General features: G+C 71.8%; 16 protein-coding genes. 6 read left to right on the top strand and 10 right to left on the bottom strand.

Features of this window, described 5'->3' with window-relative positions; all coding sequences use genetic code 11:
- The first annotated feature begins 86 nt into the window (after positions 1 to 86).
- The gene (locus tag ACIRO3_RS11085) at positions 87 to 581 is read left to right on the top strand and encodes a DUF3145 domain-containing protein (RefSeq protein WP_361780164.1); all 495 of its coding nucleotides are present in this window, start codon (positions 87 to 89) and stop codon (positions 579 to 581) included.
- Positions 582 to 696: 115 nt separating this feature from the next.
- Here ACIRO3_RS11085 and fabF read toward each other — a convergent pair whose 3' ends face one another.
- From fabF to fasR, 5 genes are all read right to left on the bottom strand, one after another.
- Positions 697 to 1,962, bottom strand: coding sequence for a beta-ketoacyl-ACP synthase II (gene fabF, locus ACIRO3_RS11090; protein WP_361780161.1), 1,266 nt, complete (start codon positions 1,960 to 1,962; stop codon positions 697 to 699).
- Positions 1,963 to 2,041: 79 nt separating this feature from the next.
- Positions 2,042 to 2,290 carry an acyl carrier protein gene (locus ACIRO3_RS11095; protein WP_053677848.1) on the bottom strand — a complete coding sequence of 83 codons (249 nt, stop codon included), beginning with the start codon at positions 2,288 to 2,290 and terminating at the stop codon, positions 2,042 to 2,044.
- Between the two features lie 55 nt (positions 2,291 to 2,345).
- Positions 2,346 to 3,350, bottom strand: coding sequence for a ketoacyl-ACP synthase III (locus ACIRO3_RS11100; RefSeq protein WP_361780158.1), 1,005 nt, complete (start codon positions 3,348 to 3,350; stop codon positions 2,346 to 2,348).
- A 19-nt stretch (positions 3,351 to 3,369) separates the two neighbouring features.
- Complete coding sequence (locus tag ACIRO3_RS11105; protein ID WP_361780155.1) at positions 3,370 to 4,287, bottom strand: ACP S-malonyltransferase; 918 nt, start codon at positions 4,285 to 4,287, stop codon at positions 3,370 to 3,372.
- 89 nt (positions 4,288 to 4,376) lie between these two features.
- On the bottom strand, positions 4,377 to 5,546 hold the full coding sequence (fasR, locus tag ACIRO3_RS11110) for a fatty acid biosynthesis transcriptional regulator FasR (protein ID WP_267797948.1): 1,170 nt from the start codon (positions 5,544 to 5,546) through the stop codon (positions 4,377 to 4,379).
- 164 nt (positions 5,547 to 5,710) lie between these two features.
- Here fasR and ACIRO3_RS11115 point away from each other — a divergent pair, with 164 nt between their 5' ends.
- Positions 5,711 to 6,367, top strand: a complete 657-nt coding sequence (locus ACIRO3_RS11115; RefSeq protein ID WP_361780152.1) for a pirin family protein — start codon at positions 5,711 to 5,713, stop codon at positions 6,365 to 6,367.
- Positions 6,368 to 6,390: 23 nt separating this feature from the next.
- Here ACIRO3_RS11115 and ACIRO3_RS11120 read toward each other — a convergent pair whose 3' ends face one another.
- Positions 6,391 to 7,206, bottom strand: a complete 816-nt coding sequence (locus tag ACIRO3_RS11120) for a serine hydrolase domain-containing protein (RefSeq protein WP_404135318.1) — start codon at positions 7,204 to 7,206, stop codon at positions 6,391 to 6,393.
- A gap of 63 nt (positions 7,207 to 7,269) precedes the next feature.
- Here ACIRO3_RS11120 and ACIRO3_RS11125 point away from each other — a divergent pair, with 63 nt between their 5' ends.
- Both ACIRO3_RS11125 and ACIRO3_RS11130 read left to right on the top strand, forming a co-directional pair.
- Entirely contained in the window at positions 7,270 to 7,662 is a 393-nt protein-coding gene (locus ACIRO3_RS11125) for a MerR family transcriptional regulator (protein WP_404134884.1), read from the top strand.
- Positions 7,659 to 8,681 carry an aldo/keto reductase gene (locus tag ACIRO3_RS11130; protein ID WP_404134886.1) on the top strand — a complete coding sequence of 341 codons (1,023 nt, stop codon included), beginning with the start codon at positions 7,659 to 7,661 and terminating at the stop codon, positions 8,679 to 8,681. Before ACIRO3_RS11125 ends, ACIRO3_RS11130 begins: the two co-directional genes overlap by 4 nt.
- A 26-nt stretch (positions 8,682 to 8,707) precedes the next feature.
- Here the strand turns inward: ACIRO3_RS11130 and ACIRO3_RS11135 are convergent, their stop codons facing one another.
- The 3 genes from ACIRO3_RS11135 to ACIRO3_RS11145 all read right to left on the bottom strand — a co-directional run bounded on the left by ACIRO3_RS11135 (position 8,708) and on the right by ACIRO3_RS11145 (position 11,689).
- Complete coding sequence (locus ACIRO3_RS11135) at positions 8,708 to 9,538, bottom strand: DUF4429 domain-containing protein (RefSeq protein WP_404134889.1); 831 nt, start codon at positions 9,536 to 9,538, stop codon at positions 8,708 to 8,710.
- Between the two features lie 94 nt (positions 9,539 to 9,632).
- On the bottom strand, positions 9,633 to 10,781 hold the full coding sequence (locus ACIRO3_RS11140; protein WP_404135321.1) for an alpha/beta hydrolase: 1,149 nt from the start codon (positions 10,779 to 10,781) through the stop codon (positions 9,633 to 9,635).
- 245 nt (positions 10,782 to 11,026) lie between these two features.
- Positions 11,027 to 11,689 carry a TetR family transcriptional regulator gene (locus ACIRO3_RS11145; RefSeq protein ID WP_365999148.1) on the bottom strand — a complete coding sequence of 221 codons (663 nt, stop codon included), beginning with the start codon at positions 11,687 to 11,689 and terminating at the stop codon, positions 11,027 to 11,029.
- 238 nt (positions 11,690 to 11,927) lie between these two features.
- Between ACIRO3_RS11145 and ACIRO3_RS11150 the strand changes: the two genes are divergently transcribed.
- Both ACIRO3_RS11150 and ACIRO3_RS11155 read left to right on the top strand, forming a co-directional pair.
- Positions 11,928 to 13,415: an MFS transporter gene (locus ACIRO3_RS11150; RefSeq protein WP_404135324.1), complete on the top strand. Its 1,488-nt coding sequence runs from the start codon at positions 11,928 to 11,930 to the stop codon at positions 13,413 to 13,415.
- 196 nt (positions 13,416 to 13,611) lie between these two features.
- Positions 13,612 to 14,007 (top strand): peptidase inhibitor family I36 protein, encoded by a 396-nt coding sequence (locus ACIRO3_RS11155; protein WP_361780134.1) that lies wholly within the window; start codon positions 13,612 to 13,614, stop codon positions 14,005 to 14,007.
- Here the strand turns inward: ACIRO3_RS11155 and ACIRO3_RS11160 are convergent.
- Entirely contained in the window at positions 13,988 to 14,821 is an 834-nt protein-coding gene (locus ACIRO3_RS11160; RefSeq protein WP_404134893.1) for a potassium channel family protein, read from the bottom strand. The genes ACIRO3_RS11155 and ACIRO3_RS11160 overlap by 20 nt on opposite strands.
- Positions 14,822 to 14,929 lie beyond the last annotated feature (108 nt).

The following is a 14,929-nucleotide window of genomic DNA, read 5'->3' on the forward strand; positions in this document are numbered from 1 at the left end:
AGATCATTTCCGGTAAATTACATCACGTCACATACTGTCCGTTTTCTGGAGTTTATTCCCGACCTCGTCCCACACTGGAGGTCCCGGTGACGACACGTGGAGTTCTGTACGTGCATTCCGCGCCGCGTGCGCTCTGCCCGCACGTGGAATGGGCTGTTGCGGGCGTACTCGGGGTGCGGGTGAACCTCGACTGGATCAGACAGCCCGCCTCCCCCGGCACCTGGAGAGCCGAGTTCTCCTGGCAGGCCGAAGCGGGCACTGCGGCGAAACTCGCCTCCGCCCTGCGCGGCTGGCACCTGCTGCGCTTCGAAGTGACCGCCGAACCCTGCTCGACCGCCGAGGGCGAGCGGTACAGCTCCACCCCGGAACTCGGCATCTTCCACGCCGTCACCGGAATGCACGGCGACATCCTCGTTCCCGAGGACCGGTTGCGCGCCGCCCTCGTCCGATCCGCGCACGGCGAGAGCGACCTGGAGGCCGAGATCGCCAAACTGCTCGGCAAGCCCTGGGACGACGAGTTGGAGCCGTTCCGCCACGCAGGCGAGGGCGCCCCGGTGCGCTGGCTCCACCAGGTGGTCTGACCCCGCGACCGGTCCGACCCCGCGACGCGCCGACGACACGCGAGAGGGGCCCCGCCCGGCAACCGCCGGGTGGGGCCCCTCTCTCATGGGGCGTGCCTCATGGTGCGTGCGCGACTCAGACGGAGCGGAACGCCAGCGAGACGTTGTGGCCGCCGAAGCCGAAGGAGTTGTTGATCGCGGAGACCGGACCGTCGACGGGCAGCTTGCGCGGCTCGCCGCGGACGATGTCCGCGTCGATGTCGTCGTCCAGGTCCTCGACGTTGATCGTCGGCGGGGCGATCCGGTGGTACAGCGCCAGCACGGTCGCCACCGTCTCGATGCCGCCGGCGCCACCCAGCAGGTGACCGGTCATCGACTTGGTCGCGGAGATCGCGATGTGGTCGAGGTCGTCGCCCAGGACCTTGCGCAGGGCCTTCAGCTCGGCCGTGTCCCCCTGCGGGGTGGACGTGGCGTGCGCGTTCAGGTGGACCAGCTCGGCCGGGTCCAGACCCGTGTTGTCGAGCAGGTTCCGCAGCGCGGCGGCCACGCCGCGGCCCGTGGGCTCCGGCTGCGCGATGTGGTGGCTGTCCGCGGACAGACCCTGACCCAGGACCTCGCAGTACACCCGGGCACCGCGCGCGGCGGCGTGCTCGGCGGACTCCAGGATCACGACGCCGGCGCCCTCGCCGAGGACGAAGCCGTCACGGGCCTTGTCGTACGGGCGCGAGGCCTGCTCGGGGTGCTCGTTGTTCTTGGACATCGCCATCATGTTGGCGAACGCGGCGATCGGCAGCGGGTGGATCGCCGCCTCGGTGCCGCCGGCGACGACCACGTCGGCGCGGCCGGTACGGATCATCTCGACGGCGTAGCCGATGGCCTCGGCACCCGAGGCGCAGGCGCTGACCGGGGTGTGAACACCCGCGCGGGCGTTGACCTCCAGGCCGACGTTGGCCGAGGGGCCGTTCGGCATGAGCATGGGGACGGTGTGCGGGGAGACCCGGCGCACACCCTTTTCCTTCAGTACGTCGTACTGGTCCAGCAGGGTCGTCACGCCACCGATGCCGGAGGCGATCACGGTGCCCAGACGCTCGGGCGCGATGGACTCGTCCTCGCCGGCCGGGGCGGTGTAACCCGCGTCGGCCCAGGCCTCACGGGCCGCGATGACGGCGAACTGCGCCGAGCGGTCCAACTTGCGGGCCAGCGGACGGGGCAGTACCTCACTCGGGTCCACGGCGGCCTGCGCGGCGATACGGACCGGCAGTTCGGCGAAACGCTCGCCCTCCAGGGGCGATACGCCGGAACGGCCGGCAAGCAGACCTTCCCAGGTCGAAGCGCTGTCGCCACCCAGCGGAGTGGTTGCGCCGATACCGGTGACGACCACGGTGCGATTGGTCGGGCTCACAGGAATTCTTTCTCCACGTCTCAGGGGGTGCTGAATTGTCACGGCGCCACCGCCAGGTGGCGACAAACGCTCGTCAGGCTCAGGCCTGGTTCTTCAGGATGTAGTCGGCGGCGTCGCCGACCGTCTTGAGGTTCTTGACGTCCTCGTCCGGGATCTTGACCTCGAAGCGCTCTTCGGCGGCGACGACGACCTCGACCATGGACAGCGAGTCGACGTCCAGGTCGTCGGTGAAGGACTTGTCGAGCTGGACGTCCTCCTGCGGGATGCCCGCGATCTCGTTGACGATCTCCGCGAGACCTTCGAGGATCTCTTCCTGCGTGGCGGCCATGTGGCGCTCCTTCTTTAGCTGACTGGATGTTCAGGGAGGGAAAGGGATCCCGACCCTAGGGGAGGGTAACGACCGTCGCGGCGTAGACGAGTCCCGCCCCGAAGCCGATGACGAGCGCCGTGTCGCCGCTCTTCGCCGCACCGGTCGCCAGGAGCCGCTCCATCGCGAGCGGAATCGAGGCGGCCGAGGTGTTGCCGGTGGTCTCGACGTCACGGGCGACCGTGACGTGCTCCGGCAGCTTCAGAGTCTTCACCATCGAGTCGATGATCCGCATGTTTGCCTGGTGCGGAATGAAGACGTCCAGGTCGTCCGCGGTGATCCCGGCCGCGTCGAGCGCCTGCTGGGCCACCTTGGCCATCTCGAAGACGGCCCAGCGGAAGACCGCCTGACCCTCCTGCGTGATGGCCGGGAACTTCTCCCCGCCGTCCTTGCCGAGGTACTCGTCCCACGGCACGGTCTGCTTGATCGTCTCGGACTTGTCGCCCTCCGAACCCCACACCGTGGGGCCGATGGCCGGCTCGTCCGAAGGGCCGACGACCACGGCGCCGGCGCCGTCGCCGAACAGGAAGGCCGTCGCGCGGTCCTCCAGGTCGGTGAGGTCCGAAAGCCGCTCGACACCGATGACGAGGACGTACTGCGCCGACCCCTCCACCACCAGGCCCTTGGCCAGGGTCAGGCCGTAACCGAACCCGGCACAGCCTGCGGAGATGTCGAAAGCGGCGGGCTTGACGGCCCCGATCCGGTGCGCGATCTCGGTCGCGACGGCCGGGGTCTGCTTGAAGTGCGACACCGTGGAGACGATCACGGCGCCGATCTGCTCGGGGGAGACGCCGGCGTCGGCCAGCGCCTTGCCGGAGGCCTCCACCGACATCGCGGCGACGGTCTCCTGCGGCGACGCCCAGTGCCGGGTCGCGATGCCGGAACGCGAACGGATCCACTCGTCGGACGAGTCGATCGTCTCCAGGATGACCTCGTTGGGCACCACGCGGACCGGGCGGTAGCCGCCCACCCCGAGGATGCGGGCGTACGGGGAGCCCTTGGCCGGCTTGATCTTCGACATGCTGTGTGGGCTCCTTCTCTCAGACCGCGTGCTCGGCGAGGAGCGCGGCGGCCTTGTCGAGATCGTCCGGCGTCTTCAGGGCGACGGCCGGCACGCCCTTGAGCGCACGCTTGGCCAGCCCCTGCAGGGTGCCGCCCGGGCAGAGCTCGACGATCCCGGTGACGCCCAGTTCGGCGAACGTCTCCATGCACAGGTCCCAACGGACCGGATTGGCCACCTGGCCGACCAGGCGGGCGACGACGTCGGCGCCCGTGGTCACGACCCGACCGTCCTTGTTCGACACGTACTTCAGCGCCGGGTCCGCCGGGGTGAGGGCCTCGGCGGCCTTCTCCAGCGTGGCGACCGCGGGCGCCATGTGGTGGGTGTGGAACGCGCCCGCGACCTTGAGGGCGACGACCTTCATGGAGCCCTCGGGCTTGTCGGCCACGAGGGCGGCGATCTGCTCCACGGTGCCGGCGGCCACGATCTGGCCCGCACCGTTGATGTTCGCCGGGGTCAGCCCCAGCTTCTCCAGGTGCGCGACGACCACGTCACGGTCACCGCCCAGCACCGCGGCCATGCCGGTCTCGGTGACGGCGGCGGCCTCGGCCATGCCGAGCCCCCGGGTGCGTACGAACGACAGCGCGTCGTCCTCGCTCAGCACACCGGCGTACGCGGCCGCCGTGATCTCACCGACGCTGTGACCCGCGACCGCGCCGAAGGCGGTCGTGGTGCCGAGCGCGGAGGCGGACAGCAGACCCGCGGCGACCAGCAGCGGCTGGGCCACCGCCGTGTCGCGGATCTCGTCCGCGTCGGCCTTCGTGCCGTAGTGGGCAAGGTCGAGCCCGATGGCGTCGGACCACCCCGCGACGCGCTCGGCGGCGCCGGGGAGTTCGAGCCAGGGAGTCAGGAAGCCGGGCGTCTGAGCGCCTTGGCCTGGAGCGACGAGTACGAGCACCCTCACACTCTCTCTTGTATGTGGCCCGCGCCGCCCGTGGGGACAGGGACGAAGAACCGACGGGGTAATTGTTGATGTCCGACAAAAGTCTAGGACTGGGGATCGCCGTCGGCCAGACGCCCCAGGATCAATGCGATCCGCAACGTGAACGCAGAACGGACATCGGAGGGTGACCAGCCGGTGACGTCGGTCACACGTCGGAGCCGGTAGCGCACCGTGTTGGGGTGTACGAACAGCATCCGCGCGGCCCCCTCCAGACTGCTCGCCTGCTCCAGATAGACGCTCAGCGTCTCCAGGAGCGCCGAACCCGCTTCCTCCAGTGGTCTGTAGATCTCCTCCACCAACTGTTCCCTCGCCGAGGGATCGGAGGCGATCGCGCGCTCGGGCAGGAGATCATCCGCCAGAACGGGGCGCGGCGCGTCCTGCCACGCCGTACAGGCCTTCAGCCCGGCCGCGGCGGCCTGCGCCGACTTCGTCGCGTTCAGCAGGTCCGGGACCACCGGACCCGCCACCACGGCGCCCGCCGCGAACGGCCCGATCAGGGACTTCGCCACCTGCATCGGGTTGTCGCTGCCGCCCGCGATGACCACCAGCCGGTCGCCCAGCACCCCGGTGAGGACCTGGAGCTTGTGGTGCCGGGCCGCGCGCCGGATCGCCTCGACCGTCAGTTCGCTGTCCCCGTCCGGGGCCGTGCCCAGGACGACGCACACGTGCTCCGGCGAGTTCCAGCCCAGCGCCGCGGCCCGGGACAGGGCGCCCTCGTCGGCCTCGCCCGAGAGCACCGCGTTGACGACCAGGGACTCCAGGCGGGCGTCCCACGCCCCGCGCGCCTCGGCCGCCTGCGCGTACACCTGGGCCGTCGCGAAGGCGATCTCCCGGGCGTACACCAGCAGCGCCTCCCGCAGGATCGACTCGTCGCCGGGGGCCGCGACCTCGTCGATCGCGGTCTCCATCACCTCGATCGTCGTACGGACCATCTCCACGGTCTGCCGCAGCGTGATCGCCCGGGTCAGTTCGCGCGGAGCCGTGCCGAACACGTCGGTGGAGATCGCCTGCGGGGTCTCCGGGTGCCGGAACCACTCCGTGAACGCGGCGATGCCCGCCTGGGCGACCAGGCCGATCCAGGACCGGTTCTCCGGCGGCATCGCCCGGTACCACGGCAGGGTCTCGTCCATGCGCGCGATGGCGTTGGCGGCGAGCCGACCGGAGGACTTCTCCAGCCTGCGCAGCGTCGCGGTGTGCGGATGGGCGGGATGCACGGCATGCGCCGGGTGCGCGGGGCTGGTCTCGGGAGAAGGCTCACGTTCGGGTTGGGGCACGGGACAAGACTGCCCTATCGGCGCCCCGACGCGGACTCCGGTCCCGCGCCGCAGCGCCCGCGCCCCGAGTCGCGCCTCGGCCGGCGGGGTCTACGGTGGCCTTCATGATTGATGTACGCCGCGCCGCCGACCGGTACGAGGGCGGGGACCCGGCCGCCGGGATCACCACCCGGCACGCCTTCTCCTTCGGATCCTTCTACGACCCGGACAACATCCGCTTCGGCCCGGTGCTGGCCTGCAACGAGGAGACCCTGCGGCCCGGCTCCGGCTTCGAGGAGCACGCGCACAGCCACACCGAGATCGTCACCTGGGTGGTCGAGGGCGAGCTCACCCACAAGGACAGCGCCGGCGGGCACAGCGGGCAGGTCCGCCCCGGCGACGTACAGCACTTCGGCGCCGGTTCCGGGGCGCGGCACGTCGAGCGCAACGACGGGCCCGAGCGGCTGCGGTTCGTACAGACCTGGCTCGCCCCGCTCGTCGCGGGCGGCGAGCCCTCGTACACCCTCGTCCGGGACCTCGCCGACGACACCGGCTACGAGATCCCCGCCGCCGGCGCCGTGCTGCGCGTGCGGCGCCCCGGCGCGGGCGAGCGGATCCCGGTACCGGCCGCCGAGCGGGTCTACCTGCACGTCGTCCACGGGGACCTGCGGATCGACGGCGAGGAACTGGGCCCCGGCGACTCGGCGCGGATCACCCGCGAGAGCGGACTGGAGATCACCGCGGGCTCCCCGGGGGAGCTGCTGATCTGGGAGCTGCCGTAGCGGCCGCCCTTTGATCCGGCGGGTCAGGAACGCAGCTCGGCGAGGACCGCGTCGGTGAACGGGGTCCAGACCTCCACGGCCCACGGGCCGAAGGCGCGGTCGGTCAGCGCCACGCACGCGGCGCGCGCGTCCGGGTCCACCCACAGGAACGTGCCCGACTGGCCGAAGTGTCCGAAGGTCCGGGGCGAGGACGTGTGACCCGTCCAGTGCGGGGACTTGCCGTCGCGGATCTCCATCCCGAGCCCCCAGTCGTTGGGGGACTGGTGCCCGTAGCCCGGCAGGACGCCCTTGAGCCCCGGGTGCACGACGGCGGTGGCTTCGGCGACGGTGCGGACGTCGAGCAGCCGGGGAGCCTGGAGCTCGGCGGCGAAACGCGTCAGGTCGCGGACGGTGGACACGCCGTCCTTCGCGGGGGAGCCGTGCAGGGCGCTCGACACCATGCCCAGCGGTTCGAAGACGGCCTGGTGCAGGTAATCGGCGAAGGGGATCCCGGTGGCCTTCGCGATGTGGTCGCCCAGCACCTCGAAACCGGCGTTCGAGTACAGCCGGCGCTGCCCGGGAGGACCCGTCACGCGGTGCTCGTCGAAGGCCAGCCCGCTGGTGTGCGCGAGCAGGTGACGGACCGTGGAACCCTCCGGTCCGGCCGGTTCGTCCAGCTCGATCGCCCCCTCCTCGTACGCGACGAGGGCGGCGTACGCGGCGAGCGGCTTGGTCACCGACGCCAGCGGGAACGGGTGGTCGACGGGGCCGTGCGAACCGGCCGTGCTCCCGTCGGCGCGGACGATCGCCGCGGCGGCCGTCGTCACCGGCCAGCTGTCGACGATCCGCAGGCTTTCCAGGCTGTTCTCCATGCGGCCGAGCCTACTTGCCTGGAGTGCACTCCAAGGTTTTAGCGTGGGGTCATGAGCCTGACGCAGACGCGGTACACGATCAGCGAGGTGGAGGCCCGGACCGGTCTGAGCCGGCACACACTGCGCTGGTACGAACGGATCGGCCTGATGCCGCACGTGGACCGCTCCCACTCGGGCCAGCGGCGGTTCACCGACAAGGACCTCGACTGGCTGGCCTTCGTGGGCAAGCTGCGCGCCACCGGGATGTCGGTGGCGGACATGGTCCGGTACGCGGAACTGGTCCGCGAGGGCGCGCACACCGTCGACCAGCGGCGCGAGCTGCTGGAGCGGACGCGCCACGAGGTGCGGTCGCGGATCACGGAGCTGACCGACGCGCTCGCCGTACTGGACTGCAAGATCGGGATGTACTCGATGGGCACGACGACGGGGAAGGCACGGCCATGACGGAGCACGACGAGGTCATCGAGCGGGTCGAACTGGGCGAGGGGGGCCCGCTGGTGGGCGTCCAGGGCCTGGGCTGCATGGGCATGAGCGAGTTCTACGGGGACACCGACGAGGCGGTCGCCCGGCAGACCCTGGAGGCGGCGCTGACGGCGGGGGTCACCCTCATCGACACCGCGGACGTCTACGGGCGCGGGCGCAACGAGGAGTTCATCGCGCCGTTCGTGGCCGCCCACCGCGACGAGATCACCCTGGCCACGAAGTTCGCCATCGAACGCAACGACGACCCGCATTACCGGGGCGTCCGCAACGATCCCGCGTACGTCCGGCAGGCCGTCGAGGGCAGCCTGCGCCGGCTCGGGACCGATGTCATCGACCTCTACTACATGCACCGGCGCGACCCGGACGTGCCGTTCGCCGAGTCGGTGGGCGCCATGGCGGAGCTGGTACGGGAGGGGAAGGTGCGGTACCTGGGGCTGAGCGAGGTCACCGGGGCGGAACTGCGCGAGGCGCACGCCGTGCACCCGATCACGGCGCTCCAGTCGGAGTGGTCGCTGTTCAGCCGGGACGTGGAACGCAGCGCGGTCGGTGCGGCGGCGGAGCTGGGCGTGGCCTTCGTGCCCTACTCCCCGCTCGGGCGGGGCTTCCTCACCGGGGCGTTCGCGGACGCGGGCACCGACCTGTCGGCGGACGACTTCCGCAAGCACCAGCCGCGGTTCACGGGCGAGAACGCCAAGACCAACGCGGCGCTGCTGGCCCCCGTCCGGGAGATCGCGACCGTCCACGGGGCGACGCCGGCGCAGATCGCCCTGGCATGGGTGCAGCAGCGGGCCAAGGTGCACGGCCTCCCGGTGGTCCCGATCCCGGGCACCCGCAAGCCGGCCCGGCTCGCGGAGAACGCCGCCGCCACCCGCATCACCCTGACGGCCGCCGAACTGGTGCTGCTGGAACCGATCGCCTCCCAGGTGGCGGGCGACCGCTACCCCGACATGAGCTCCACGTCGGCGGCGCGGGAGGGCTAGGGTTTGTCCTTCGGATCAGGCCGGGCTCAGGCGTCGGCCGCGAAGCGGTCGCGCAGGGCCGCGTACTCGGCGTCGGTGAGCAGGCCCGCGCCGTGCAACTCGCTCAGGTGCCGCAGCCGCTCGTCGACGTGCGGCTGCGCGGGCGAACCCACCGGAGCCCGACCGCCGACGGCGGCCAGGACGGACGCCGCGAACGGCAGCGACTCGTGGACCGCCCCGTACCCGATCCCGAACACGGCGGCCGCCAGGTCGTGGTCGGGCCGCGCGTCGCCGGCGGCGACACCGTCCCGGGGCAGGAGCCGCAGGTGGCCGTCCGGGCCGTCGGGGGAACGCCATTCGACCCCGCCGATCGAGGCCAGCGGATACCGCTGGTCGCCCGCCTTCCACTTGGTGCTGCTGGCGCCCGTGCGCGACCACTGGAAGGTGACCGCCGAACCGTCGAAGCCCACCCGCGCGTCGTACGCCTTCAGATGGACCGGTGGTTCCGGGGCGCGGACCAGGAAGCGGTCGGCCGGTTCGGCGGGTCCCAGCCGCCCCCGCAGGGCGTCGACCAGCGACGCCGCCTGCGGTGCCCGACCGCCCGGCAGGACCAGCCGGTACGGATCACAGACTTCCTTCAGTTGTCCCGCCGCGGCCTCCATCAGCGGATCCGCCCCGGGGCGCGGCACGGCGCGCAGAACCGCCGTGTCCCGTTTCCCCCCGGTCACGGTCACCTCGGACAGCGCCTCCAGGGGGATGTGTCGTTCCCCCAGGGCGTACCAGAGCCTCGGTGTGCGCAGCCCCCTCGTGAAGCGGATGATCACCGAGTCCGAATCGAACTCCCACACGGCATGGTTTCCGGCCAATACATCCCCCATGCGGCACATCGTAGAGGGACGGGCCCCCGCGCGTCCCCTGGCCGCCGGAACGGTTTCCCGTACGCCGTCCGCAACAGGACCCGGAAAGCCCTCGTCAGCCCTCGCCGGTCACGGTCTGTGGCGGAATCCCGCTGCCGCAGCCGTCGGCACCGCTCGCGCACACGACGGAACCGAAGGTGCCGGTTCCGATCTTGGCGAAATTGTCCAACGAGGCCGTACCTGGCTCGAAATAGCCGTTGTGGCTCCCCGCCCCCGCCGAGGAGAGCCGGCGCGCGCCGAAGGCCCGGGAGACCGGATCGGCCCCGTGGCCCACCCCGCCGACCTCCAGGTGCGGTACGTCGGCGATCCAGTCGCCGGGATCCCGCGTCGCCCACACCCGTGCGCGCGTGTCCAGGTCGGCCGCGCTCGACGCGCGCATGCCGGGACTGCCCGCCACCACCACGTCGGTCACCCGCGCCGGCAGGTGGTGCGCGGCGACGCCGCACACCACCGACCCGTAGCTGTGGCAGAACAGCGCCACGCTCGCGTCCCCGGGCAGGGCGGTGGCCAGCGACTCCAGTCGGGCGGCTCCGTCCACGGCCAGTCGGCCCGTCGCGGCGTCCACGCCCACGCCTATGGGCGCGGTGTACCCGGCCCAGGCGATGACGGCGGTCCGGCCGTCGGGCGCGGCCGCGCGCTCGGCCTCGTACAGGGACTGCGCCATGCCGACGGGGGCGGTGAGCCGGCGCCGGCTGCGCTCGAAGGTGACCACGTCGGTGTCGACCCCGGGCACGATCACCGAGACGCGGCGCGCCCGGTCGAGGTCGCCGAAGACCTCGGCGACGAGCCCGTCGCCGGTGGGGTCGAAGGTGAGGATCTGCCGGTCGGGATCCGCGAGGGACTCGAAGCGGTGCACGCGACGGGTGGCCTCGGCCCGGTCGGTCGGGGTCACCCCGACGTCCCGGCTGCGGGCCTCCTCGACGCGTCGGGCCTGCTCCAGACCGCGCAGGTTGGCCCGATAGCGGGTGGTGGCGGGGACGCCGTCGAGGTTTCCGACGACGAGCGGGTATCCGTCGGCGAGCCGGGCGCGCTGGGCGCCGTCGAGGCTGCCGAAGAAACGGGCCACCGTGCGCACGGGCGCGTCGGCGGGCGGTAGTGGGCGGCCGTCGATGCGGGCCACGGCCCACGCCGAGAGCGCGACGGCTCGCGCCGAGACGCCCGACTCGGGGCGGTGGACGGCGGTCCAGCCCGTGGTCACCAGCATGACGAGGACGACCGCCAGCACGAACAGGGTGCGCAGGGCGGCGGGGCGCTCGGAGGCGCCGGCGAGGTGGTGGACGGGGCCGGGCAGGTTCACTGGAGCCAGCCTAGGATGCCGTTCGAGCCAGTGGCGCGCCAGGTGACGGGCGTCACCGCCGACCGTGTCACACTCGCGTGATCCACCCCGCCCGCCGACGCGTCGTGCCTCGCCCGGCACCTCGGCCCGCGGCTCGCCGTACGCACCGCCCGCTACGCGGGCCGCCGCCAGTCCGCGGCCAGCGCCGGCCCGATCTGGTCCAGGTACGCCTCCGTCATCCGGCGGATCGCGGCCACACTGGTGTCCTGGCCCTGGCCCCACAGGCGGCCGGTGACCCGCATCACCCCGGAGAACGCGGCGACGGCCACCCGGGGACGCGGGTCGACGTCCAGGTCCAGGCCCTCGCGGGCGGCGATCAGCCGGGAGATCTCCTCCTCCAACTCCGTGGAGCGCCGCAGGTGGACGGCGAGCAGGGCCGGCGTGGACTCGATGAGCTGGTAGCCGCGCATGTACAGGTCGACCGGGACCACCTCGGAGATGGCCTCCTCGATGGTGTCCCAGGCGGCGAGCACCGCGTTGCGCATGGCCTCCAACGGCCCCTCGGCGGCCGGGCGGGCGCGCAGTTCGGCGACGAAGTGGGACTCGACGATGTCCTGGACGGCGAACGCGACCTCCTCCTTGTTCGCGAAGTAGCGGAAGAAGGTGCGCTGGGAGACGTCCACCGCGTCGGTGATCTCGTCGACGGTCGTGTGCTCGTAGCCCTGCGCGATGAAGAGGAGCAGGGCGGCGCGCAGCAGCGCGTCCCGGGTGCGCCGTTTCTTGCGCTCGCGCAGTCCGGCCGCCGGGGAAGCCGGGGCGGGCCGCAGGTCGGTCATCACCGTGGGTTCCCTTTCTGACGCTCAGTGAGCGGTCAGGGTACCTGTGACCGACCTGACAGTTACTGTCTCGTTAAGCCGTTTGTGAAGTGTCAGTCGCTGTCACTAGCCTGTTCGCATGACTAGTCAGATCACCGTCAAGGACCGGGGACCCGCCGGGGAACCGGGCCCCGCAGCGGCCCGCACCGGACTGCGCGGCCACCCCTGGTTGACCCTCTTCGCCGTGGCGATCGGCGTCATGATGGTCACCCTCGACGGCACGATCGTCGCCGTCGCCAACCCCGCGATCCAAAAGGACCTCGGCGCCTCCCTCGCCGATGTGCAGTGGATCACCAACGGCTACCTGCTCGCCCTCGCGGTCTCCCTGATCACCGCCGGCAAACTCGGCGACCGCTTCGGGCACCGGCAGACCTTCCTCATCGGCATAGCCGGCTTCGCGGTCTCCTCGGCCGCCATCGGACTGTCCACCGGCGTGGAACTCGTCATCGGCTTCCGCGTCGCCCAAGGCCTCTTCGGCGCGCTGCTGATGCCCGCCGCGCTCGGCCTGCTGCGCGCCACCTTCCCCGCCGAGAAGCTCAACATGGCCATCGGCATCTGGGGCATGGTCATCGGCGCCTCGACCGCCGCAGGCCCCATCGTCGGCGGCCTGCTCGTCGAGCACGTCAACTGGCAGTCCGTCTTCTTCATCAACGTGCCCGTCGGCATCGTCGCGCTCGCCTTCGGCCTGTTCATCCTGCTCGACCACCGCGCCGAGAACGCCCCGCGCTCCTTCGACCTCCCGGGCATCCTGCTGCTGTCCGGCGCGATGTTCTCGCTGATCTGGGCCCTCATCAAGGCCGCCGAATGGGGCTGGGGCGACGCGAAGACCCTGCTCTTCCTCGCCGCCTCCGTGATCCTGTTCGTGCTCTTCGCGGTCTGGGAGAGCAAGGTCGCCGAACCGCTGATCCCGCTCGGCATGTTCCGCTCCGTGCCCCTGTCGGCCGGCACCGTCCTCATGGTGCTGATGGCCTTCGCCTTCATGGGCGGCCTGTTCTTCGTCACCTTCTACCTGCAGAACGTGCACGGCATGAGCCCGGTCGACAGCGGCCTGCACCTGCTGCCGCTCACCGGCATGATGATCATCGGCTCCCCGCTGGCCGGCGCCGCCATCACCAAGGTCGGCCCGCGCGTCCCGCTCGTCGCCGGCATGGTCGCCACCGCCGTCGCCTGCTTCGGGATGGCCCGCCTCACCCCGGACACCGCCACCCTCACCATGTCGATCTGGTTCGCCCTCCTCGGCCTCGGTCTCGCGCCCGTCATGGTCGGCGCCACCGAGGTCATCGTCGGCAACGCCCCGCTGGAGCTGTCCGGCGTGGCCGGCGGCCTCCAGCAGGCCGCCATGCAGGTCGGCGGCAGCCTCGGCACCGCCGTCCTCGGCGCGGTCATGGCCGCCACCGTCAGCGACTCGTTCGGGGACAACTGGACCAAGGCGCAGCTCCCGCCGCTCACCCCCGAACAGCTCGACCTCGCCGAGAAGGGCGTCCAGGTCGGCATCGCCCCCGTCCCCGAGGGAGTCCCGGCCGAGGTCGCCCGGGCGATCACCACCGTCGCGCACGACACGTTCGTGTCCGGCATGAGCACCGCCTTCACCGTGGCGGGCGTGGTCGCGGTCCTCGCCGCGGTCGTGGCCTGCTTCACCAAGCGCGGCGAGAACGCCGCCGCGGGCGCCGGCGCGGCCCACGTCTGAGCCGGCCCGAAGCCCTCGCGACGGCGTCAACCCCGTACGCCCGACAGCCCCGCCGGACGGTTCCGGCGGGGCTGTCGCCTATCCGGGTGGACCCGCCCGCGCCCCCTTCCGCCCGACCGTCGCCGCAGGTCAGCGTGGTGCCATCGGAAACCCGGAAACGGTCCGGGACCCCGTGTCCACAAGGAGTTGACCCGTCATGCGTACGAGTTTCCCCACCCGCCCCAGCACGTTCCTGGCCGCCGTCGTCCTCGCCGCCACCGCCCTGATCCCCGGCACGGCCACCGGCGCACACGCCGCCGGGCCACCGACCCTCGCGGCCTGCGCCCCCGGTCAGCTGTGCCTGTGGGCCAAGCCGGACTTCAAGGGCGCCAAGCAGGCCCACGAACTCAGCACCGTCAGCATCAACAGCTGCACCGCCCTGCCTCCCGGGACCAGCGCCCAGTCCCTCGCCAACCGGGTCGGCCGCCCGGTGACCACCTACCAGTCGGCCGAATGCGCGGAGACCGGGGAGTTCCAGACCTACCCGGGCGACGGGGTCTGGCTGCCCTCCTCGCCCTACCAGGTCAGGGCGTTCAAGGTGTGGGAGCGGTAGCCCCGCGCGCGAGCGGGGAGCCCGGCCGGTCGGCCTCCGGCGCGGCGATCGCGAGACCGCCGGCCGCGTGCTCCCCGAGCGGACCGGTCCCCGCGCCGCCGAGCCGGGCGACCTCGGCGCGCAGGGCCCGCACCTCGGCGGTCAGCTCGGCGATCGCCGCGGTCTGGGCCCGCTCCACCCGGTCGTCCCGCTCGAAGCGGGAGATGAACCAGGCCGCGATGTTCGCCGTGACCACACCGAGCAGGGCGATCCCGGACAGCATCAGCCCGACCGCCAGCAGCCGACCGAGACCGGTCGTCGGGGAGTGGTCCCCGTAGCCGACCGTCGTCATCGTGGTCACGGACCACCACAGGGCGTCCCCGAGGTTCTTGATGTTGCCCTCGGGGGCGTCCCGCTCCACGCTCAGCACGGCGAGCGAGCCGAACATCAGCAGCCCGACCACCGAGCCCGCCACGTACGTCGTCAGCCGGATCTGCGGAGCCATGCGGGCCCGCCGACCCACCAGCATCAGCGTGGACACCAGGCGCAGCAGGCGCAGCGGCTGGATCATCGGCAGCAGCACTGCCGCCAGGTCCAGCCAGTGGGTCCGTACGAAGGCCTTGCGGGCCGGCGACAGGAACAGCCGTACGAGGTAGTCGGCGGCGAAGGCCCCCCACACCACCCACTCCACGTGGGTACAGGCCCGGTGCACGCCCGGACCCGCGTCGGGCGCCACGATCGGCACGGCATAGGCGACGGCGAACGTCAGGGCGAGGACGAGCAGCGGAGTCTGCGTCCGCCGCTCCCACCGCGACTGCCGGGAGGCTTCCTTCATGCCCAGCATCGTAAGGAATGCGTAAACCCCGTGAGACCGGCGACCGGGACCGGCGACCGGAGACCGGAGAAGGGAGCGGGGCCGGGGCATCCGCCCCGGCCCCGCCCA

Origin of the sequence: Streptomyces sp. NPDC102278 (assembly GCF_044766345.1) — a bacterium.
Classification (GTDB): domain Bacteria; phylum Actinomycetota; class Actinomycetes; order Streptomycetales; family Streptomycetaceae; genus Streptomyces.